Source organism: Taylorella asinigenitalis ATCC 700933 (genome assembly GCF_000687755.1).
Classification (GTDB): domain Bacteria; phylum Pseudomonadota; class Gammaproteobacteria; order Burkholderiales; family Burkholderiaceae_B; genus Taylorella; species Taylorella asinigenitalis.
Map to the genome: position 1 here is coordinate 26,011 of NZ_JHXN01000006.1, position 22,532 is coordinate 48,542.

A 22,532-nucleotide genomic window follows, 5' to 3' on the forward strand; every position below is an offset into this window, starting at 1 on the left:
GGAACAATAATAAATGGCACGTTACACAGGTCCTAAATGTAAACTTTCACGTCGTGAAGGTATTGATCTATTTCTAAAAAGCGCACGTCGCCCATTAGATTCTAAATGTAAGTTTGAATCTAAACCGGGTCAGCATGGACGTACTTCTGGTGCTCGTACATCAGACTACGGTACACAATTACGTGAAAAACAAAAACTTAAACGTATGTACGGTGTACTAGAGAAGCAATTCCGTAAATATTTTGCTGAGGCTGAGCGTCGTCGCGGTAATACTGGTGAAACTCTAATTCAACTTCTTGAATCTCGTTTAGATAATGTTGTATATCGCATGGGATTTGGCTCTACACGTGCAGAAGCACGTCAGCTAGTAAGCCATGGTGCAATTGAATTAAACGGCAAAAAAGCTGACATTCCTTCAATTATCGTTAAATCAGGTGACGTAGTATCAGTACGTGAAAAATCTAAAGGGCAAGCTCGCATTAAATCTGCATTAGATTTGGCTGAAAGCTTAACATTCCCTGAGTGGGTTTCTGTAGATACTAAAAAATTCGAAGGTACATTTAAACAAGTTCCTGATCGTGCTGATGTTGCACGTGATATTAACGAATCACTAATCGTAGAGCTTTATTCTCGATAGTATAGATTGCATCGCATTGCCACTTTGCAGTGTGATGCATATTTTTATCCATCAGCCTTATCGGTGTAACGAGCCGAGGGTATTGAAAAGGAAAATTTATGTCAGAAGCATTCTTAAAACCAAGAACAATAATCGTAAATCCAATTACGGATTTCCATGCAAAAGTTGTTATGGAACCGTTCGAGCGTGGATTTGGTCATACACTAGGTAACGCACTAAGACGTATTCTTTTGTCATCTATGACAGGTTATGCAGCTACTGAAGTGCAAATCGCAGGTGTTGTGCATGAGTATGCATCAATTCAAGGCGTACAAGAAGACGTTGTTGATATTCTTCTTAACCTTAAAGGCGTTGTATTTAAATTGCATGGTCGCGAGGAAGTTACTCTTTCACTTTCAAAATCTGAGCCAGGCGAAATTAAAGCTTCTGATATTGAGCTGCCACATGATGTAGAAATTATTAATCCAAATCACGTTATCGCAAACTTACAAGAGGGCGGTAAACTTGATATGCATATTAAAGTAGAGCAAGGTCGCGGCTATGTCCCAGGAAATGTACGTGCTCTACGTGAAGACCGTCATCACTCTATTGGTCGTATTATTCTTGATGCTTCATATAGCCCAATCCGTCGTGTAAGCTATGAAGTAGAAAATGCACGTGTTGGTCAACGCACAGACCAAGATAAATTAATTCTTGATATCGAAACTAACGGTGTACTTACTCCTGAAGATGCGGTACGTCAAGCTGCTCGCATCTTAATGGATCAAATAAGTGTCTTTGCTTCTCTTGAAGGTTCTCCGAATATGTATGAAGCACCAGCACGTGGTACACCGCAAATCGACCCTGTACTTCTTCGCTCAGTTGATGACCTTGAGCTTACAGTTCGATCAGCAAACTGCCTTAAAGCAGAAAATGTATTCTACATTGGCGATCTAATTCAGAAGACAGAAAATGAATTACTTAAAACACCAAACCTTGGTCGTAAGTCACTTAATGAAATTAAAGATGTGCTTACAGCTCGCGGTTTGTCATTAGGTATGAAGCTTGAAAACTGGCCTCCAATTGGTTTGGAACGCCCATAATTTTTAACTTAAACGGGCCGCCTCTAGAGGATAGAAGACCCGTATTTTTAGATTCATAAGGAAAAAACATGCGTCACCGTCAAGGTCTCCGTAAATTAAATAGAACATCAAGCCATCGTTTGGCTATGTTCAGAAATATGTCTGTTTCTTTAATTCACCATGAAGCTATCAAAACAACATTGCCAAAAGCAAAAGAGCTTCGTCGAATTATTGAGCCTCTAATTACTTTAGCTAAAGAACCTACAGTTGCAAATCGCCGTATTGCTTTCGCACGTCTTCGTGACCGCGATGCAGTTGTGAAACTTTTTAATGAGCTTGGTCCTCGATTCAAAGAGCGTCCAGGTGGCTACACTCGCGTTCTTAAAATGGGCTTCCGCCAAGGGGATAATGCTCCAATGGCTTACATGGAATTTGTAGATCGTCCAGAGCCTACTGAGGACGAAGAAGTAGACGAATAGTTCTAGTTTCTTTTAAGCGTTTTGTAAACCTAGCAATGCCTGCCGTTGCTAGGTTTTTTTATTTAAGATCGTAAGCATTTAGGTCGTCTTAGTTTGCTTTAGAAGAGTTGATGAAAAATTTAAATTCCTTGATTGTGGCAATGTTTTTGCTTTTAAGACTATCCTCGTTTAAATGATATTACTTTTGAATAGTCTCAACACAATCCTTTAAAATAGGCAATCTCAATTTGCTTTTAGAGAATTTGTTTTGGCTAAATTATTAAAAGATTTTGAATGGACTGGACGTTCAGATGGTGAAGGTGAGGCACATGCCCGCATTCATAATTGCATTAATACAGAAAAACCAGCCGATAACATCATTGTAGGTTTTGCATCTGATGAGGGTGTTGGAAGAAATCACGGAAGAATTGGAGCCGCCCAAGCACCAAATTTAATTCGTAAACAGCTTGCAGGCTTTGCTGTTCATAAACCTCTTTTAATTCAAGATTTAGGTACAGTTTCATGTGAGGATAGTAACCTTGAAAATGCACAAACTCTGCTCGCTGAAACGATACTGCCCCACTTAAGTGAACATAATAAAAACATAGTACTTGGAGGAGGGCACGAGGTAGCATTCGGCTCGTTGCTAGCAACTACACAGTATGCAAGATCCCAAAATAAAAAACTGGGCATTATCAATTTCGATGCTCATTTTGATTTGCGAGAGCCTCCTAAAACACCGGAACCTCCCGAATTCCATGTGTTCAGCAATTCGCTCAAATCTGGCCAGCCCCCTGAAATAAAGAAAACACTAAACACACCACAAGATTGGACTCACGGCTATTCAACTTCAGGCACACCATTCTATCAAGCTCTCCACGCATATGATAATGCGAAGTATATGGCCTTGGGTATTGCAACCCAATCCAATACAAAAATTCTTTTTGACCGTGCTAATGCACTTGGGGTGCAATATATTCTTGATTATGAAATGATCACAAAGCCGCACGCACAGCTTGTATCGGCCATTGATGAGTTTCTCGAGCAGATAGATATTTTGCATTTAAGCATTGATCTAGATGTATTTCCACAATCACAAGCCCCAGGTGTTAGTGCCCCAGCACCTCTCGGAGTAGGCTACAATATCGTCCATCCGTTACTTCGACATATCTTTAAGTCCAATAAGACTCTTTTGCTCGAAGTGGCTGAACTAAATCCAAATTATGATATCGACTCAAGGACCGCTAAATTAGCGGCTCACATAGTTTATGAATTTGCACATGGAGGACTTTAGATGCACGTTCAATTCAATTCTGTAACTACTCTTTTGATTGCATGTGTGATGCTCTTAATTGGTCGTTCGCTCAGGGTGAATGTGAAATTTTTTGAGCGATTTTTGATACCTACACCAGTGATTGGCGGGTTTATTGCCAGTATTATTGTTCTAATTTTAAAGAAAGTTTTTGGAGTAGATATTCTGTTTGATGTGCAGCTTCAAACGCCGCTTATGGTCGCATTCTTCACGACTGTTGGCTTAGGCGGAAGTTATACACTTTTAAAAGCTGGCGGTAAGGCCATGATTGTTTACCTCTTGTTATGTTGGTTTGTAGCATTTTATCAAAGTGGTCTTGGAGTCTTGCTCGCATCGATTATGGATATACATCCCGTGATAGGTGTTATGTCTGGAGCTGTAGCACTTGAGGGTGGCCATGGCAATGCCGCCGCATTCGGCAGCATGGCTGAGGATCTCGGTGTTAGCTCCTCTACAGCTGTGGCCATTGCGGCAGCTACATTCGGTTTGATTGCAGGAAGCCTTTTAGGTGGTCCTATCGGTGGTTACTTGATTCGCAAACACAATCTTAAGATAGAAGCCGAAGAGATTACATACGAAACAAAACACGATAGACACTCAGAGGTGCGAGCTTATACATTTATCCACACATTGGCACTATTACTTGTAGCTATGGTTTTAGGAGAATATGTTGCAGGCCTAATCACTCAAAGCACAGGATATTCATTGCCAGCTTATGTAGGTTCTATGCTCGTAGCCATAGTTATGCGAAATTTTAATGATATGGTGCATATGGTTACGTTGAACGAAAAAGCTGTGAATTTGATAGCTGAGATTTCTTTAGGTATTTTCCTTACTATGGCCATGATGAATATGCGTCTTTGGGAATTGGCCGATGTTGCGGGACCGTTGATTCTTATGTTGGTTATACAGGTTCTGTGTTTGGTTGTGTTGACTGTGTTTGTTCTGTTTAGGTTGCTTGGAAAATCATATGATTCTGCAGTGATGTGTGCTGGTATGATGGGGCATGGACTAGGTGCGACTCCAAATGCAGTAGCAAATATGTCTTCAGTAACTGAACGATATGGTGTTCATTCTCCAAAAGCATTTTTAATCATACCTTTGTGTGGGGCAGTGCTTATAGATATAGTTTCTGTTCCTTGGCACACTTGGCTTATTAATTACTTGGTTAAATAGTTTATGTTTCAACGATTTTTATTAATTCTTAACCGACCTAGTAATAGGTTATGGATTGAACCTGCAGGGTGGGGGCTATTTGCTGTTCTATGGGTGCTTTTGGCCGATTATTTTGGGGGATTGATTCCTCAGGATTTCTTACCGACCATAAAATTAGAAACGGTTAATGGATTAATCGACATTCTTGCAAGTAGCATGCTTGCAGTTAGTACGTTCTCCTTATCTATTATGGTTTCTGCGGCAGCTTCTGCTTCAAGTGCTGCTACCCCAAGGGCTACGGAACTTGTGATGGGGGACGATAACACACGCAGGACCATTGCCACCTTTATTGCGGCGTTTATTTATGCCATAATCGCAAAAATTGCGTTAGGCATCGGGTATTACTCACCAAACGGCTTATTTATTCTATTTATAAGCTCATTGCTTATGGTTTTACATGTGGTAGTGCGATTGATTATGTGGGTACGTACTCTTTCAGAGCTAGGTCGTATGGAAAATACGATTAAAAAAATCCATGACCGTACGAAAATTTCTCTAACGGAGCACTATAAAAATCCAACATTGGGTGCGTGTTGGAATTTGGAGTGGAACGGTATTGAGCCCGTGACAGTGTATATGAAAGAAGCGGGATTTGTTGTAAATATCAATATGGCTGGTTTAAACAAACTTGCTGAAGATATGGATATTTATATTGAAATTCTTACAAGGCCAGGTGATTTAGTATTTCAAGACACTCCGATTATGAGGATAAATAAGGATTTAGAGACTGAGCTTAGAGATCAGCTTAAATCCACTATTCTTGTCGATAAAAAACGCAATTATAAACAAGACCCAGGTTGGGGATTTGTGGTGTTGTCGGAGGTTGCGGCTAAGGCATTGTCACCAGGGATAAATGATCAGGGAACTGCGATTCAAGCGATGCATAGCATGATGGCTTTGGTCGTGGAACCATTGCCAGAGCAAGAGGAATGCAAATACGACCGCATTTATATGCCTCCAACAGATGCAGGTGAATGGATTAGTGAATTTATGCTTCCAATTTTAAGGGATGGCGCAAGTAGTCTTGAGGTCGGAATCGTAACGCAAAAAATACTTGCGGGGATATCAAGAAATTCACCTAATCCAGCTATTGTTCAACAAGCTCGTAAATTGGCTGAAGAAGCCCTTGAGAGACATGAAGCAGCATGTACCTACAAAGAAGATTACTTAAAAATAGTCGATAAACACGAGGAGCTTTTTGGAGAAGATAAGAAATCTGAAAAACAGAAAGATATATAAAAGTTAAAAAAAATTAAGTTGGATATAAGCGAAAACCTATACCCAACTTAATTATGAAGAGAATCCTAAAAAGCTAATACAAATTTGAAGACTTTATGTCTTTAACAAAATCTTCCGGCCCTTCAAATCCAACAATTCTCAATTTGCTTTGATTGCCTTCTTTATCAAAGAAAATCAGTCCTGGTGGTCCAAAAAATTTGAATTTTTTAAGCAGATCTCTGTGATAGGCTTTGTTCGTGGTCACATCCGCTTCCACAACCTTAAACTTACTTAATTCTTCCTGAACCTTAGAATCGGAAAAGGTGAAGTGTTTCAGCTCACGGCAAGAGATGCACCATTCAGCTGAGATATAAAGCATCGTAGGCTTCCCATCAGCCACCGCACCCTTCAACTGAGACTCAAATTCCTCAATTCGCTCCACCTTAACGAAATTCAGAGCAGAACCTGAACCCCCCTCGCGAGAATCACCATATAAATTCCCCACTACTGGCCATATCATCCAAACCGCTGCGGCCAATAATAGTATGCCGCATGCGGTTTTTACCTTTTCCATCCATTTACCAGCTTTTGGAAGCAGGGCATGGGAGCTACTACCCACCAATATCAACGATGTTCCTTGGCCCCATGCCAGAACAAAAAGAATTAGTGCACCAAGAGCCACATTCCCTGTTTGCGAAATAAAAAGCAACACCCCTGCCAATGGAGCCGCCACACAAGGTCCCGCAATCAAGGCCGAAATCATACCCATGACCATGGCTCCAATACCACTTCCCGCAGGCAGTTTGTTTTGCAAAACCGTTAGTTTAGTCTGAATCGAGCTTGGCATTTGAAAGGTAAAAACACCGAACATTGATAATGCAAATGCCACTAAAAATAATGCAAAAACCGCTACCACCCATGGATTTTGAATCCAATTAGAGAGGCTCGCACCTATGCTTGCGGCAAGCACACCTAAAATTGTATAAACGATACTAGTGCCAAGCACATAAAAAAGCGTAAGTCGTAGACTGCCTGCTGACTTTTTTTTCTCATATGTAGAGTCAGCAACCTTAGATGCAGAAACGCCTCCCGCACCAGTTCCAGCACCCGCACCAGCTCCAGCCATGACCATTGAACGCCCGCCCTGATGCCCAACTAAAACAGAAAGTAATATTGGAAGCATAGGTAGAACACACGGAGTAAATGATAGTAAAACGCCTAAAAAGAACGCCCCCAATACCATGATGGCAATGTTATTGTTTTGCAAAAAATCCGCTATGGCAATGTCATTGTTTTCAAATAATGCCCCGAAGGAAAACCCTCCACTAGAGCCACTTGAGCTTGCGTTATCCGACCCAACAGACGCACCAGAACCGCCAGAACCGCCACTATCAGAACTAGCTCCCGTAGCACCATTTGAATCCTCCCACGATTCCTCACTCATAGGCACTTCATACCAAGTCTTTCCAGCCCGACTCTCGTACAATGCTTCAGGCGATTCTACTTGCCCTTTAATCTCTTTTCTTTTTGGCAATGTAATCTCATACCCATCTTTCATAGGAACAATTGGTACGTGAAAATACGCAGGTGGGTAGCACAATCCAGCCTCTGCACATCCTTGAGAGCGTGCCTCTAGCGTAAATGCTTCTCCTTGAGGTGGCAATGCGAACCTAATCTCTACATTATCGTGATATACCTCTAGATCCTTGTTGAAAGTTGGGTCGAATTTAATGACACCTTCTGGAATTTTTGAAGGAGTAAGCTTCTCTACGTATTTTCCGTTTCTAATTACAGAAAACTCAAATTGCTCTCTGTACATGTAGTAATTCTGTGCGATTTCAAAAAATAGTCTGAGTTCTTTTCCGTCTACGATACTTGCATCTAATTTAAATGCTTGATTTGGTTCTAAAAATTCTTCTTGAGAATTTAGACCAGGACTTGAAAGCAATGACTTTTGGGCAACGGCATCATTGCCAAATTGAAAGTTAAAGCCAATAACTAATAAAGCAAATAAAAATAAACGAAAAATTTTTCTCATAAATTAATAAATACGGATTTGAAATTGCAACTATTATCGTAAAAATTTATCTGATACTAAAACACTATAAATAAATTGAATTGAATTTTACAAACGGATACTAGTTGCTTACAAATTAAATATTTTTCAAGAGCCTTGCGGCCTCAATCGCACTATATGTAAGGATTCCATCGGCCCCTGCGCGCTTAAAGCAGAGCAAAGATTCCATCATAACGGCGTCATGATTAATCCAACCATTTGCAGCAGCAGCTTTTAACATGCAATATTCGCCGCTGACCTGATAAGCAAATGTAGGCTTAGCAAACATATCTTTAACTTCGCGAAGAATATCTAAGTAGGGTAGGCCTGGCTTAACCATAACTAGGTCTGCCCCTTCTTGTATATCGGCTGCGACTTCATGAAAGGCTTCAAGTCTGTTTGCTGGATCGATTTGGTATGTATATTTATTTGATTTACCAAGATTGCTTGCAGATCCAACAGCATCGCGAAATGGTCCATAAAAAGAACTTGCGTACTTAGCGGAATAGGCCATTATTTTGGTATAAATAAGGTCGTTTGAGTCTAGTATTTCACGTACCTGTCCAATGCGTCCATCCATCATATCACTAGGTGCTACATAATCTGCGCCTGCTTGAGCTTGTGTTAGTGCCTGTTTACGAAGCACCTCTATGGTTTCATCATTTAAAACATAGCCATTTTCGTCGATGATACCGTCCTGCCCATGACTGGTGTAAGGGTCAAGGGCTACATCACACAATATGCCTAAGTCGGGAAATTCTTTCTTTAAACGAGAAACAACGGTAGGAATCAAGCCATCTGGATTACAAGCTTCAATACCATCTGGGGTTTTTAGATCCGATTCAATAGCTGGAAATAGGGCCATCACTGGTATACCCAGCTTCACACATTCTTCCGCAACAGGCAGTAGGCTCTCTAAACTATGCCTTACTACACCTGGCAATGATTCCACTGCCACTGGCTCTTTCTGCGAATCTTGAACAAATACAGGATAAATAAAATCGCTAGCATTTAAGTGATTTTCCTGTACAAGACGACGCGAAAATTCGTCTTTACGGTTGCGACGAAGTCGTTGAGTTGGATATTTTGGTGGCAATAATGAATACATGGTCTTCTAGGTAAAAATAATTTACTTTAATTTTAATCCTTTGAAAGACCTAAATAATTCAAAATTGCTTCATCCGCTTCTTCAATTCCTAAACGTTCTGTAGATGAGAAGGGAATAACTGTTAAATTTTTTATTTGTTTGATTGACTTACTAATTGCAAATGTAGTTGTTTTTCTCTGCCCATATGGAAGTTTATCTGCTTTCGTAAGTAAAACTAAAAGTGGGATTTCATAAGGTGCAATCCAATCAATCAGCATTTTATCTAATGTTGTTAATCCTCTACGAATATCTATTAAAAGGACGACAGCCGCTAATGAAGAGCGGGTTCTTAAATAACTTCCTAATGTCTCAGCCCATTCTTCCTTAGTATTTTGGGCTACGGAAGCGTATCCATACCCAGGAAGGTCAACTAAAAATGCAGAGGCCTGATCTGGATCTTCCGAGCTTGGTATTCCAAATAGGTTTATAAGTCTAGTGCGACCTGGGGTTTTAGAGGCATAGGCTAGTTTCTTTTGATTGCATAAAACATTAATTGCGGAGGATTTTCCGACATTCGAACGTCCAACAAAGCAAACTTCAGGAACTGATGGCTCTGGAAGCTGCTTTAATTGTGAAGCTGATACAAAAAACTTAGCTTTGTGTAATAGGGACACTAAAACCTCTTATTAAATTATTAGGATATTTATTTTACTGTTATAGAGATAATTAACATATTAATACATTGTGACCTAATATTTTTTTATGAATTTTTGTAAAATATAGCCCATATATTATGTAGGTTGAGGTTTTATCAATGAAAAAATTATTAAAAGGTCTCGGCATAGCATTTGCATTTGCTACCTGTACGCAGACTGCACTAGCTCAAGATGCTACTATCACACCTGACCCTAAACGCGGTGAACTCTTATTTACTCAAGGAGACGTGAATCGTGGTGTTATCCCTTGCTTCTCATGCCATGGAGAGGGCGGTAATAGTGTGATTGCTACTCAACCTTCCTTAGCTGGTCATCCTGCTGGGTATATTGTTGCTCAGTTAAACAATCTTGACCTTACTCCAGAAGGCACTCAAAAGCACCGTAATAACTACGAGGGTTTTACTAACTCTATGGTTATGATGGCTGTTGCACCAGCTCTTACTCCTCAGGATAGGGCGGATATTGCTGCTTATGTGTCAGGTTTGAAATTAACAGGCCCTGCAAAATCTCAAAATGCTGGGGATCTTGAATTTGTTCATAGAGGTCGTGAAATTTGGCGAGCTGGTATCCCCGAGAGAGGTGTTCCTGCATGTGCAGCATGTCATGGGGTTTCTGGTAAAGGTATGCCAGAGCAATATCCATTCTTAGCTGGACAACATCCAGAATATTTATATGGTCAGTTGCGCTCATTCGCTGATGGCTACCGTAATAACGGTGGTACAGAAAATATGATGGGTACAATTGCTAATCGTATGAGTATTGCTGATATGAAAGCCGTGGCTGACTATGCAGCTGGTCTTAGATAGTTAAATTTTTTAATTTGTCACACTCTCATACACCAAAGAAAAAACGCAATTTAAGGGGCGATCTCATAGAGCTATTAGGCTCTATGAGATTTGCAGTTGCTTTCTTAGTTATTATCTGTATAGCAAGTGCTATAGGTACTCTAATTGAGCAAAACCGTGAAGAGATTTTCTATATTGATCTTTTCGGCGTTTTTTGGGCCCAAGTTTTTGAGAAATTTGGTGTTTCTCAAATATACGATACCACGTGGTTTACAGTAATAATGGCCTTTTTGGTCATTTCTACTACTCTTTGTGTAATCAGAACTACTCCTAAGATTATGAAGGATGTCCGCTCCTTCAAAGAGTATGTCAAAAAGACAAGTATGCGGGCCTTTAAGCACAAAGTTGATATTAAATCCGATTTTAAACAAGCTGAACTTCAGGAAATGGTGTCTGCTTGGCTTAAGAATCATTCCTTTAAATTCAAAGTAAAAGATCAAGATGGAACTACTCTTTTAGCTGCACGTAAAGGTAGTTATAGTAGATTGGGTTATTTATTTGCCCATCTATCAATTATTGTTATTTGTATTGGTGGGCTTCTTGATAGTGATATACCAAATAGAATTTTAATAAATCTATATAATAAGCACCCCATTAGTTCAGAGCTTAGGTTTGTATCTGATGTTCCTGAAGCCTCAATATTTAATTCTAGAAATCCATCATTTAGAGGAAATATTTCAATCTCTGAAGGGGCTTCAGCAAATAATGCCATGCTTCAACTTGATGATGGGTTTTATCTTCAAAGATTGCCATTTACTGTAAAGCTTAATAAATTTATTATTGAGTACTACGAAACTAATGCTATGCCTAAACGATTTGCTAGTGACATAACCATTACTGATCACTTAAATAACGATAAGATTATCAATAAAATCGTAGAAGTGAATCACCCTTACACTATTCATGGAATTACTTTATATCAATCAAGTTTTCATGATGGTGGCTCTGAATTAACACTTACTGGTGTTCCACTAAAAGGTAATACTAACGAGCAATTTGAGCTTAAAACATTTGTAGGAAAATCTTCAGAAATCAAATTTTCCTTTAAGGGCGAAGATAGGGTTTATAAATTAACTGTTGATGATTTTCGACCCATAAATGTAGAGAATATTAACGATACAAATAGCATGGCTAAAGAGAAATCTTTTCAAGAAAGAATTCTCGATGTAACTGGTGCGGCTCAAGATAAAAATGCTGCAAATCAGAGGAATGTAGGCCCTCTTGTTAAATACACACTTACTGATAAAAGCAATCAGTCCATCAAATATCAAAATTACATGCTTCCTATTGAGTTAGATGAGCAATTAATTTATTTATTTGGTGTCGAATATCCAGGACAACCTGGATTTAGGTATATTCGCATTCCTGCAGACGAAAATATTTCTTTAGATGAATTCCAAGCTTTTAGGGCTGCTTTTAGTGATGCAGCTTTAAGAGCTAGAGCTGCTCGAGCATATAGCAATAAGGTAAAAGATGATAGATTAGAGAAGGCGGCCATTGCCACCCTTGCAGAAAGAGCACTTAAAGTATTCTCCGAAAATGGGTTTAAAGGGGTGGAAGATTTCGTTAACGGAGTAGGGATACCAGAAGCCGAGAGAATTCCTGAAAGAATTCGAGAGCCTATGAAACAAATAATAGCAGAGTATTTAATTTTTGCTTCTGTTGAATTGCGTACACTTGTGCGTGAGAGAATTGGAATGCCTAAAATCGAGTACGATAAGTTAGACCAAGAAGCTTATAAAAAATCTGCATTATGGTTTGATACAGCTATTAAAGCGATTTCAGATTTAAGTTTTTACCCTTCACCTATTGCCTTTCAAATTAAAGAATATAACCATATTCAAGCTTCGGTGTTACAAGCTACTCGTTCACCAGGTAAATGGATTGTATACTTAGGATGTGTATTCTTAATGTTTGGTATTTATCAGATGACCTATATCATTGAACGTAGAATCTGGGTGTGGATGACACCTCTACAAGATGGTGGAGTGCATCTTGAAGCCGCCATGAACAGTAAGAAAAACACGCTCGATTTCCATGAAGATTTCGAGGAATTTAAAAATGATTTTAAAGAGTTAGCGAGGACTGATTCACATGTCTAGCACTATTCAAACTAAGGTTCCATTAAATTCTGATAAGTGGACCGTACAGAAAAAAATTAAATTAAAAGAAAAGACTTCATCACGAGGCATTACGCTGTGGGATATTGCATTTTTCTTATTGTTAGCCGCAGGAGCTGCATATCTATTAATGTATTGGCCAGATTCTATGAATATTTACGAGAAGTGGATATTGGTCGGTATGGTTATAGTATTATCTGCACTAGGTTGGTATTGGCCAGCTATTAGAAAAGTTGCCCTTATATCTGGATCTATGGCTTTATTAGCCATTGGAATGTACGACGGTAATATCGCAAATGGGGACCAGAAATTTTGGCTTAAATACTTATTATCTTCGCAATCATCCATACTTTGGATGAGTGCGATGTTTATCATTGCCACAGTCTCATACTGGCTTGGTTATTTTGTGGAACGTTTAAGCTGGATGGGCAGCCTATTTACATGGCTAGGTATAGGTCTTGGTTTTTCTGGGTTATTGGTTCGATGGCGTGAGGGGCATTTGATTGCCTATGAGTTAGGCCATATTCCAGTATCTAATCTTTATGAAGTATTTATTCTATTTGCTTTAATTACTACTCTTTTTTATCTCTTCTACGAAAGACGATATCAAACCAGGGCACTTGGTGGCTTTGTTATGTTGGTCGTTTCAGCCGCAGTTATTTTCTTGTTATGGTATACGTTTGAACGTGATGCGGCAGTTATTCGCCCTCTAAATAATGCACTCGATAGCTGGTGGATGAAACTACATGTCCCTGCAAATTTTGTTGGTTATGGCACCTTTGCACTTGCAGCTATGGTTGGGTTTGCCTATATAGTGAAGCATCACGAAAATACAACTTCGTGGAAGTCATTACTGCCTGTATTAATAGTAGGTGCTATGTTGGTGGCAGAAGTATTTATATTCGGTAATCGCGGCAAAATTTCAATATTTTGGCTTGTCTATTTTGCAATAAGTTTAGTGCTTGTTGCAGGCATACTTATGATTCGCAAAAGACTTGCACGCAAATTGCCTTCTTTTGAAGTGCTAGACGATATTATGTATAAGTCGATTGCCGTGGGATTTGTATTCTTCACTATCGCTACAGTATTAGGGGCCTTTTGGGCGGCTGATGCTTGGGGCACATATTGGCAGTGGGACCCTAAAGAAACATGGGCATTAGTTGTTTGGTTAAATTACGCAACTTGGCTTCACTTAAGATTTATTAAGGGTATGCGAGGATTAGTTGCCGCTTATTGGGCATTAATCGGATTGGTTATAACTACTTTTGCATTTATTGGAGTGAATATATTCTTATCGGGACTTCACTCTTACGGGCAGCTTTAAACTGTCAGTTTGACGCCTGAGAGGGATGAGCATACCTCAGATAGTTCAGTATCTAAGTCGTTCTTTCCCTCTCTTGTATTAACCCATTTTGAGCCGTCGAATTTGTAATGGTATGCACCTGACTTAGAAGCTATCCACAACTCTTTCATAGGTGTCTGTATATTCAAAACGACTTGTTGTCCATTAAAATCAAGAGTTAGAACATTACCTTGACGAGAACAGTCTATATCTATATCTTCATCAATCCATTTCTCTGCTAAGGTTTCGATTTTTGTAAGATAATTATTTGCTTGTAATAAAAATTCTGATTCCGTCATTTTGATTTAAAACATTGAAGATGCTTAATTTTACTAAATCCTCTATCAATAAGACCGTCTTAGCTATTATGCTTTTAGGGTTTTTGTCTGCTTGCGGTTATAAAACCGATCTACGAATTCCTACTGATGAAGAGCTGCAGCAAATAAAAGAAAGAAATGTAAGAATCAAAGCTAGAAAAGAGGCTCGTCGTTTAGAGGCTAAGAAAAAACAAGAAGCGAAAGCTAGCCAGACTACAAGCAAACCAACAAATTAAGGATTTATTTTGCAATCTCCAATTTCATTTCCACATATACATTACAAAAACGGTTTTCTTTACGTAGAAAACCTTTCAGTTTCAGAAACAATTTCAAAAAAAAATGTGCAAACACCTTTTGTTCTTTATTCTAAAGCTGCATTATATGAGGCTTGGTCAGCATATGGCAGTATTGCAAAAAATTATCCTAATACTTTAATTTGCTATGCCGTGAAGGCAAATTCTAATCTCGCAATACTTCAGTATTTTGCTCGTGCGGGTTCTGGATTCGATATTGTATCGGGCGGTGAATTATTAAGATGTTTGGAGATAGGGGCCGACCCGAAAAAAATTATATTCTCTGGAGTGGGCAAACAGGATTGGGAGATAAAACTTGCACTGGAGAGTGGTATTAAATGCTTTAATGTAGAGAGTGAGTCCGAACTCGAGCGCATTGCCACCTTAGGGAGGGAAGTGGGTATTAAAGCTAAAGTTTCAATCAGAGTTAATCCAGATATCGATGCAAGAACACATCCTTACATATCTACAGGGCTTAAGGAAAATAAATTTGGTATTGAATTTTCTAGGGCTTTAGATATTTTTAAAAGGGCGGCTACTCTTGATTCTCTTGAGATTGTTGGTATTGATTGTCATATTGGCTCACAGATTTTAGAGACTGAGCCGTATCTTGATGCGGTTGATCGTGTGATTGATTTAATTAAAGCCCTTGTGCAAGCAGGGATTGAGCTAAAACATATTGATATCGGGGGTGGCTTTGGTATCCGATATTTGGATGAAAAGCCGCTAGATATTATCTATTTGCGTCAGGCACTCGATTCAAAGCTGCGGGAAGCGGAATTGGGCGATATGCAAGTAATTATGGAACCAGGCCGCTCATTAGTCGCTAATTCGGCAATTCTCGTGGCTTCTGTTATTGTGATCAAAAAGACGGAATTTAAGAATTTTGTGATTCTTAATGCAGGTATGAACGATCTTATTAGGCCAAGCTTATACGAAGCTTTTCATGGCGTGTTGCCTGTGATAGAGCGGGATGGAGATACTGATACATACGATATTGTAGGGCCAATTTGTGAGACAGGTGATTGGTTGGCTAAGGATAGAAATCTTTGCATTCAAGAGGGCGATCTAATAGCTATTGAGTCCGTGGGTGCCTATGGTACGACCATGGCCAGCAATTATAATTCTCGTCCATTTTTAGCCGAATATATGGTTGTCGGTTCTGAGCTTTATCAAATTCGCAAAGCTCAGAACATTAAGGATATATGGAGTCTAGAACAAACTCTTTAGATATGGCTTAAAGCACAACTCTAATTTGAGTTTGGAGTGATGGACTTAATTAAGTCACCGATTGCATCTGGTGCCTTAGGCCTTGTACTTATCGATGTAAATACTGGTGCTGTTAAGTTGTTAGTAGGAAGGCCATCGACTCCCACATTTGCGATTGCTTTTCCTGGAGGATACTCTGTTAAATAGTAATTACCTCCTGAAGCAATAATTCCCTTAGGTCTTGGAGCTGGTTTAGCCTGTGGTATGTCTTTTAAGGCAGTTTTCATAAATTCAATCCACATAGGCATAGCCAATCCACCACCAGTTTCACGATTACCTAATGGAGTTGGTTGGTCAAAACCTAGCCATGTAACACCTACCAATTCTGGGGTATATCCAACAAACCACGCATCCACTGAACGGTTAGTTGTACCAGTTTTTCCGTGCAAATCACGACGTTTTAGCTGTACAGTTGACCTTGCAGCTGTACCAGAGGTAGCAACGCCATGAAGAAGATTATTCATAATCCAAGCTGTCCTTGCATCAATTGCACGATTCGCTTCATTTCCTGCTTTAATCGGCTGAGCTCGCATTATTACTACAGGTTCGTCTTCTTGAACATTTAAATCTTCAACATAATCGATAAGGTAAGGATTAATGCGGAATCCACCATTTGCGAAAATCGAATATCCAGTGGCCATTTGAAGAGGTGTTACACTTCCAGCACCCAAAGCCATAGTTAGATATGCACCTTTAGGAGGTTGATTCTTCATATCAAAACCCATGCGAGTTAAAAAGTCAGCAGCATAATCAGCACCGGCTATTTTTAATACTCGAATTGAAATCATGTTTTTCGATTTATATAAGCCCCTGCGTACAGTTTGGCTTACAGTATAGTTATTCCCGTAGTTCTTCGGAGTCCATGGTTTGCCCCCTGTTTGACGTGAGGATAAAACAAAAGGTTGATCCGATATATTAGACTCAGGTGTAAGTCCTTTCTCTATACCAGCAGCATAAATAAATGGTTTAAATGTAGACCCTGGCTGCCTCCATGCTTGAGTGGTCCTATTAAATCCACCATTTGTAAAATCAAAGCCGCCAATCATAGCTTTAATAGCCCCATCATTTGGGTTCATGGCAATGAGTGCGCCTTGTACAATCGGTAAATTTATAATACTCCATACATACTCATCCTTCAGTTTAATCTGTTCTAGATATACTACTGAACCACGTTTAATTTTTACATTATCTTTAGCGTTAGGTTTTAGAGCTCTTTGTACGGTTTTTAATTGATCCTTTTGAAGTTCAATTATCTCATCCTCGTTACGAACAACAACTACCTTAGTAGGACTAGCTTCCAGTACAAGAGCTCCAACTAATTCATCGTTATCTGGATATTTTTCGTGCATTCTTTCTAGAATTTCAACCATAGCTTCCTGATCTTTTTCTATATCTTTAGGAAGCTCTATGTATCCAGCAGGACCTGGATAAGGTTTGCGACGAGTATAGGACATAACCCCATTGCGAACAGCTCTATAAGCAGCTCTCTGATCCTCGGAACTTACTGTGGTCACAACTTTTAAGCCGCGTCCATATGTATTTTCTCCATACATTGAATAGATCAACTGTCTTGTAGTTTCAGCAACGTATTGACCAAATAGAGCGAAGTTTTTATCGCGTTCAACTTCAACCTCTTGCGGAATTAATGATTCTTTAAGTGCAGCATCCATCTCTGCTTGCGTTATAAAACCAAGTTCCTCCATCCTTCTAAGAACATATTTTTGACGGATTTTTACGGCTTTAAGATTTGTTCGAGGATTAGTGCGAGAAGGTGATTTGGGGATGGTAGCAAGTGCAGCCGCTTCGGCTAAAGTTACATCCGAAAGCGGTTTATTAAAGTAAGTCCTAGCTGCAGCTGCGAATCCATATGACCTGTGACCTAAATAAATCTGATTCATATAGAGTTCAAGAATCTGATCTTTAGTTAGTGTTTGCTCAATCTTGTAGGTCAATAACAACTCATAGAACTTACGAGTGAGTTTCTTTTCTGAAGATAAATAGAAATTACGTGCAACCTGCATCGTAATAGTACTGGCCCCTTGGCTATGTCTTCCTGAAGTAAGGTTGGCAAGCACTGCTCGTCCCATGGACTTCCAATCCACACCACCATGCTTATAAAATCCATCATCTTCAGCTGCAAGAATCGCCTGACGCATGACCATAGGAATTTCTTGGAGATTCAAAACATTACGTCTTTCGTCCCCATATTCACCTAATAGAACGCCATCACTAGAATATACATAAAGCGGTAGTCTAGGTTTATATTCCGTCATAGCACTTAAATCTGGCAATGATGACCATGTCAACTTGATTGCTAGAACGGCTATTAAAAGAAAACATAAACCTAAGCCCGCAACAAATACTAGGGGCTTAAGGATATATCGAGATAAGAAGGAACTCTTATTGGTTTTTGAGGGCTTCTTAGTTGTACTATTAACTTTTTTGCTCATATGGCAATTTTATCCTATAAGCATTATTTTTAAGTCATTTCTATGGTGAAATGTTAAGATTTAAACCTATTGAAATGGCAATGCTTATGACTTCTAGTTTTTGTGCACATTATCACGCTTCATATGCGACCAAAGAGGATGAAACTCGAGGCCGAATTCACAGTGAACCCTCTGATCCAGCAAGAAGCGTGTTTCAAAGAGACAGGGATCGTATAACCCATAGTACAGCCTTTCGTAGGCTTGAATATAAAACGCAAGTTTTTGTTAATCACGAAGGAGACTTATTTAGAACCCGTCTGACGCATACATTAGAGGTTGCACAGATAGCCAGAGCCATTGCCAGACAACTGCATCTGAATGAAGATTTAGTCGAATCCATAGCCCTTGCTCACGATTTAGGTCACACACCATTTGGACACGCAGGGCAAGATGCCTTAAACGATTGCGTTAAACGATATGACCCCGACGGTTTTGGATTTGAGCATAATATGCATAGTTTGCGGATTGTAGATTTGCTCGAAGAAAGGTATGCGGAATTTCCTGGGCTTAATTTGAGTTTTGAGACACGTGCAGGAATACTAAAGCATTGCTCTCGAAAAAATGCATTACGACTTGGGGATATTGCAGAGAGATTTTTAAGCAATAAGCGGCCAAGTTTGGAGGCACAAGTAACGAATGTAGCCGATGGTATTGCCTACAATAATCATGATATAGATGACGGGGTGCGATCTGGGCTTATAAACCTTGAGCAACTGCAGGAAGTCGTTCTATTTAAAGAACATTTTGATGTGGTTATGGCAGAATATCCAGATCTCAAAGGACGACGCATCATATCGGAAACTACTCGTCGCATGATTAATACCTTAATTGTGAATTTGGTTGAGCAAACAAGAAAAAATATTGTTGCTCACGATATTAAATCGTTGGAAGATGTATATGAAGCCCCAGTTTTGGTAGAGTTTTCTCCTGATATGGCTTTAAAAGAGGCGGAGCTTAGAAAATTTTTGCTAACTAATCTTTATAGGCACTATAAGGTCTGGAGAATGGCATTTAAAGCACAGAAAATCATCACAGATTTATTTGATGTGTTTATGGAGGAACCGAGATTATTGCCACCTGATTACCAAAAATCATCTACAGATGAATTGATTTTATCTGTGACGGATTATGTGGCGGGGATGACAGACAGATTTGCAATCAAAGAACATAAAAAGATTTTCAATGTAGGGAATTAGGGGATTTGTTAGGAACAGCAAAAAAACCTAAATCAATTTAGCCAAATACTTTCCTGTCTCACTCTTAGGATGTTTTGCGATATCTTTAGGAGTACCAAATGCGATGATTTGGCCGCCCCTATGTCCTCCCTCAGGTCCAAGATCAATAATCCAATCGGCATTCTTAATAACTTCAAGATTATGTTCAATCACAATCACAGTATTTCCGCTGTCAACAAATTTTTGCAAAACACGAAGCAGCTGATCAATATCAGAAAAATGCAATCCAGTAGTAGGCTCATCCAAAATATAAACAGAGCGCCCTGTACTTCGCTTAGATAGTTCCAGGGCCAATTTCATGCGTTGAGCCTCACCGCCTGATAATGTGGTCGCACTTTGCCCAAGTTTGATATACCCAAGTCCCACCTCAACTAATGTCGAAAGCTTATTTGAAATCTTAGGAATATTCGCAAAAAATTCGGCTGCTTGCTCTACGGTCATCTCAAGCACATCGCTTATGTTTTTCCCGCGATAGTAAATTTCACGCGTCTCACGGTTATATCGCGTACCATCACAGGCCTCGCATTTCACATACATATCCGGCAAAAAATGCATCTGCACTTTTTTTATGCCATCCCCATCGCACACGTCGCATCGCCCGCCCTTAATGTTAAATGAGAAGCGGCCCGCATCATATCCGCGTTGACGGGCGTCCTTAGTAGATGCAAAAAGTTCTCGAATCGCTATAAAAACGCCCACATATGTCGCAGGATTACTTCTTGGCGTTCGTCCAATTGGACTTTGATCTACAACTATTACATTGTCCAAGAACTCGAGTCCATGCACTTCTTCGAATGGTTGAGATTCAGCCTGTGCTCGATTTAGTTTTCTCGCTAATGTGGTGGCAATGGTCTCGTTTACCAAAGTCGATTTTCCTGAGCCCGAAACTCCCGTAAAGCATACAAATCGCCCGAGCGGAATCTGCACATCGATATTCTTCAGATTATTTCCTCGGCAGCCAGTGAATTTAAGCCATTTTTGTTCTTCATCCAGCACACGAGCCTCACTTGAGATCATGCTCACCTTACCGCCTAAATATTGCCCCGTCACAGATGCACTATCAGCCAGTATTTCATCGATAGTACCCTGCGAAATCACGAGTCCACCATGTTCTCCAGCAGCTGGCCCCATATCGATAATCCAATCTGCCTCGCGAATCATGTCCTCGTCGTGCTCGACCACAATTACTGTATTTCCAATATCACGAAGATTTTGCAAAGTGCGAATTAATTTCTCATTATCTCGTTGATGAAGACCAATTGAAGGTTCATCCAAAACATACATCACACCCGATAGGCCCGACCCGATTTGCGAAGCAAGCTTGATGCGCTGAGCCTCTCCGCCCGAGATTGTGTCTGCCCGCCGATCAAGCGATAGATATGATAGACCTACATCATTTAAAAACTGAAGGCGATTCACAACTTCCCGCAGCATTGGGGTGGCAATGTCTCCCTTCGCACCCTCAAGTTTTAGTTCCTTAAACCAGCTTAAACAATCAACAAGAGATAGCCCCTCAATCTCATAGATTCCTAGGCCCTTCATGCTCTCTGAATCTTCACGCTTTTGATCTCCAAGCATTACGAATCGTGCCTCTTCCCTTAATCGAGAACCGTGGCAGCTTGGACAAACTGTATTAGTGCGAAGCTTGCCTAAAGCTTCTTTAACGTTTGAAGAATCGGTCGTTTCCCAACGCCTAAGCAAATTAGGCATAATCCCTTCGAAAGGATGATATTGAATGCTTGTTCGACCATTTTGCCCAAGATAAGCAAAACCTATGTTTTCATCTCCAGATCCGTGCAAAAGAACTTCGCGGACCTGTGCCGACAATTCTTCATATGGTATATCTAAGCTAAAGCCGTAATGATCCGCTAAACTGCTCATAATGCTTCGAGTGAAACTGTTTCGCATGTCCCATCCCGCAATAGCCCCACCGTTAATGCTTAGCGATGGCAATGACACCACTTTCCGCTCATCAAACACATCAAGCTGCCCAAGCCCCTTGCAATGCGGACAAGCCCCCACCGGGTTATTAAAACTAAAAAGCCTAGGCTCTAGCTCTGGTATATTCCGCTCACACATAGGGCAGGAGAAATTGCTCGAATAAATAGCGGCAGTCGTTTCCTTGCCGTTATCGCGCTCTACAATAAGTCGCCCCCCTGAGAGTTCATAAGCCATCTCTAAACTATCGGCTAAGCGTTGCTTGTTTTCAGGTTTTGCACGAAGCCTATCCACAACTAATTGCAGATCATATATCTCATTTTCAGATAGAGCTGGCAATGACTCCAGTAGATAAGTCTCTCCGTTTAGCCTAGCCCTTATAAACCCTTGAGATACAAATTGAGCGATTTTAGATTTCAGATCAGAAATACCCTGAGCTCCCGTAATCCCTGTGGCAATGGGTGCGTATATCATAATCTTATCTTCATTCGCCTGACTCAGTATCATATCGACTATCTCAGTTACAGTCGTGGCTATCATAGGAATATGATGTTCGGGACAATATGGGGTGCCTACTCGTGCATAAAGTAGGCGCAAATAATCATGTATCTCGGTTGTCGTTGCTACTGTAGAGCGAGGATTTTGGCTAGCAGACCTTTGTTCAATAGCAATAGCAGGCGAAAGACCCTCTATCAAGTCCACATCAGGTTTGCCCATTTGCTGTAAAAATTGACGAGCATATGGGGAGAGGCTTTCTACATACCTTCTTTGTCCTTCAGCAAATAGGGTGTCAAATGCTAGCGACGACTTACCAGATCCAGAAACACCCGTAATTACTACGAATTTTTCTCGAGGTATATCGATCGATATGTTCTTTAGATTGTGAGTTCTAGCCCCACGAATTCTAATGAAATTATTCATATC

18 protein-coding genes are annotated in these 22,532 nt (G+C 40.0%); 12 read left to right on the forward strand and 6 right to left on the reverse strand.

What is annotated here, in order from left to right:
- Positions 1-13: 13 nt before the first annotated feature.
- The 6 genes from rpsD (at position 14) to T432_RS0104560 (ending at position 5,922) form a co-directional block, all read left to right on the forward strand.
- Positions 14-637: a 30S ribosomal protein S4 gene (rpsD, locus tag T432_RS0104535; RefSeq protein WP_014112119.1), complete on the forward strand. Its 624-nt coding sequence runs from the start codon at positions 14-16 to the stop codon at positions 635-637.
- Between the two features lie 98 nt (positions 638-735).
- Positions 736-1,719, forward strand: a complete 984-nt coding sequence (locus tag T432_RS0104540) for a DNA-directed RNA polymerase subunit alpha (protein ID WP_015551159.1) — start codon at positions 736-738, stop codon at positions 1,717-1,719.
- Positions 1,720-1,787: 68 nt separating this feature from the next.
- Positions 1,788-2,177: a 50S ribosomal protein L17 gene (gene rplQ, locus T432_RS0104545; RefSeq protein WP_015551158.1), complete on the forward strand. Its 390-nt coding sequence runs from the start codon at positions 1,788-1,790 to the stop codon at positions 2,175-2,177.
- Between the two features lie 247 nt (positions 2,178-2,424).
- The gene (locus T432_RS0104550; RefSeq protein WP_028884350.1) at positions 2,425-3,450 is read left to right on the forward strand and encodes a formimidoylglutamase; all 1,026 of its coding nucleotides are present in this window, start codon (positions 2,425-2,427) and stop codon (positions 3,448-3,450) included.
- Entirely contained in the window at positions 3,451-4,644 is a 1,194-nt protein-coding gene (gene gltS, locus T432_RS0104555; protein ID WP_014112115.1) for a sodium/glutamate symporter, read from the forward strand.
- Between the two features lie 3 nt (positions 4,645-4,647).
- Positions 4,648-5,922: a DUF2254 domain-containing protein gene (locus tag T432_RS0104560; RefSeq protein ID WP_028884351.1), complete on the forward strand. Its 1,275-nt coding sequence runs from the start codon at positions 4,648-4,650 to the stop codon at positions 5,920-5,922.
- A gap of 73 nt (positions 5,923-5,995) precedes the next feature.
- On the opposite strand, the gene T432_RS0104565 is transcribed toward T432_RS0104560, so the two are convergent.
- The 3 genes from T432_RS0104565 to yihA all read right to left on the reverse strand — a co-directional run bounded on the left by T432_RS0104565 (position 5,996) and on the right by yihA (position 9,718).
- Complete coding sequence (locus tag T432_RS0104565) at positions 5,996-7,939, reverse strand: cytochrome c biogenesis protein CcdA (RefSeq protein ID WP_028884352.1); 1,944 nt, start codon at positions 7,937-7,939, stop codon at positions 5,996-5,998.
- Positions 7,940-8,054: 115 nt separating this feature from the next.
- A complete protein-coding gene (gene hemB, locus T432_RS0104570; protein WP_028884353.1) occupies positions 8,055-9,065 on the reverse strand; it encodes a porphobilinogen synthase in 1,011 nt (336 codons plus the stop codon).
- Positions 9,066-9,097: 32 nt separating this feature from the next.
- On the reverse strand, positions 9,098-9,718 hold the full coding sequence (gene yihA, locus T432_RS0104575; RefSeq protein ID WP_014112111.1) for a ribosome biogenesis GTP-binding protein YihA/YsxC: 621 nt from the start codon (positions 9,716-9,718) through the stop codon (positions 9,098-9,100).
- Positions 9,719-9,858: 140 nt separating this feature from the next.
- Between yihA and T432_RS0104580 the strand changes: the two genes are divergently transcribed.
- The 3 genes from T432_RS0104580 (at position 9,859) to ccsB (ending at position 14,049) form a co-directional block, all read left to right on the forward strand.
- A complete protein-coding gene (locus T432_RS0104580; RefSeq protein ID WP_028884354.1) occupies positions 9,859-10,566 on the forward strand; it encodes a c-type cytochrome in 708 nt (235 codons plus the stop codon).
- An 83-nt stretch (positions 10,567-10,649) separates the two neighbouring features.
- Positions 10,650-12,707, forward strand: coding sequence for a cytochrome c biogenesis protein ResB (locus T432_RS0104585; protein WP_028884355.1), 2,058 nt, complete (start codon positions 10,650-10,652; stop codon positions 12,705-12,707).
- A complete protein-coding gene (ccsB, locus tag T432_RS0104590; RefSeq protein WP_028884356.1) occupies positions 12,700-14,049 on the forward strand; it encodes a c-type cytochrome biogenesis protein CcsB in 1,350 nt (449 codons plus the stop codon). The genes T432_RS0104585 and ccsB overlap by 8 nt, the downstream gene beginning before the upstream one ends.
- Here the strand turns inward: ccsB and cyaY are convergent.
- The gene (gene cyaY, locus T432_RS0104595; RefSeq protein WP_028884357.1) at positions 14,046-14,366 is read right to left on the reverse strand and encodes an iron donor protein CyaY; all 321 of its coding nucleotides are present in this window, start codon (positions 14,364-14,366) and stop codon (positions 14,046-14,048) included. The genes ccsB and cyaY overlap by 4 nt on opposite strands.
- Positions 14,367-14,386: 20 nt before the next feature.
- Between cyaY and T432_RS0104600 the strand changes: the two genes are divergently transcribed.
- Both T432_RS0104600 and lysA read left to right on the forward strand, forming a co-directional pair.
- The gene (locus T432_RS0104600) at positions 14,387-14,620 is read left to right on the forward strand and encodes a lipoprotein (RefSeq protein WP_028884358.1); all 234 of its coding nucleotides are present in this window, start codon (positions 14,387-14,389) and stop codon (positions 14,618-14,620) included.
- A 6-nt stretch (positions 14,621-14,626) separates the two neighbouring features.
- A complete protein-coding gene (gene lysA / locus T432_RS0104605) occupies positions 14,627-15,907 on the forward strand; it encodes a diaminopimelate decarboxylase (RefSeq protein WP_081799295.1) in 1,281 nt (426 codons plus the stop codon).
- 20 nt (positions 15,908-15,927) lie between these two features.
- Here lysA and T432_RS0104610 read toward each other — a convergent pair whose 3' ends face one another.
- Positions 15,928-18,396: a penicillin-binding protein 1A gene (locus tag T432_RS0104610; RefSeq protein WP_028884360.1), complete on the reverse strand. Its 2,469-nt coding sequence runs from the start codon at positions 18,394-18,396 to the stop codon at positions 15,928-15,930.
- Positions 18,397-18,446: 50 nt separating this feature from the next.
- On the opposite strand from T432_RS0104610, the gene T432_RS0104615 reads away from it, so the two are divergent.
- On the forward strand, positions 18,447-19,631 hold the full coding sequence (locus T432_RS0104615) for a deoxyguanosinetriphosphate triphosphohydrolase (RefSeq protein ID WP_028884361.1): 1,185 nt from the start codon (positions 18,447-18,449) through the stop codon (positions 19,629-19,631).
- A 27-nt stretch (positions 19,632-19,658) separates the two neighbouring features.
- Here the strand turns inward: T432_RS0104615 and uvrA are convergent, their stop codons facing one another.
- The gene (gene uvrA, locus T432_RS0104620; RefSeq protein ID WP_028884362.1) at positions 19,659-22,529 is read right to left on the reverse strand and encodes an excinuclease ABC subunit UvrA; all 2,871 of its coding nucleotides are present in this window, start codon (positions 22,527-22,529) and stop codon (positions 19,659-19,661) included.
- Between the last annotated feature and the right edge of the window lie 3 nt (positions 22,530-22,532).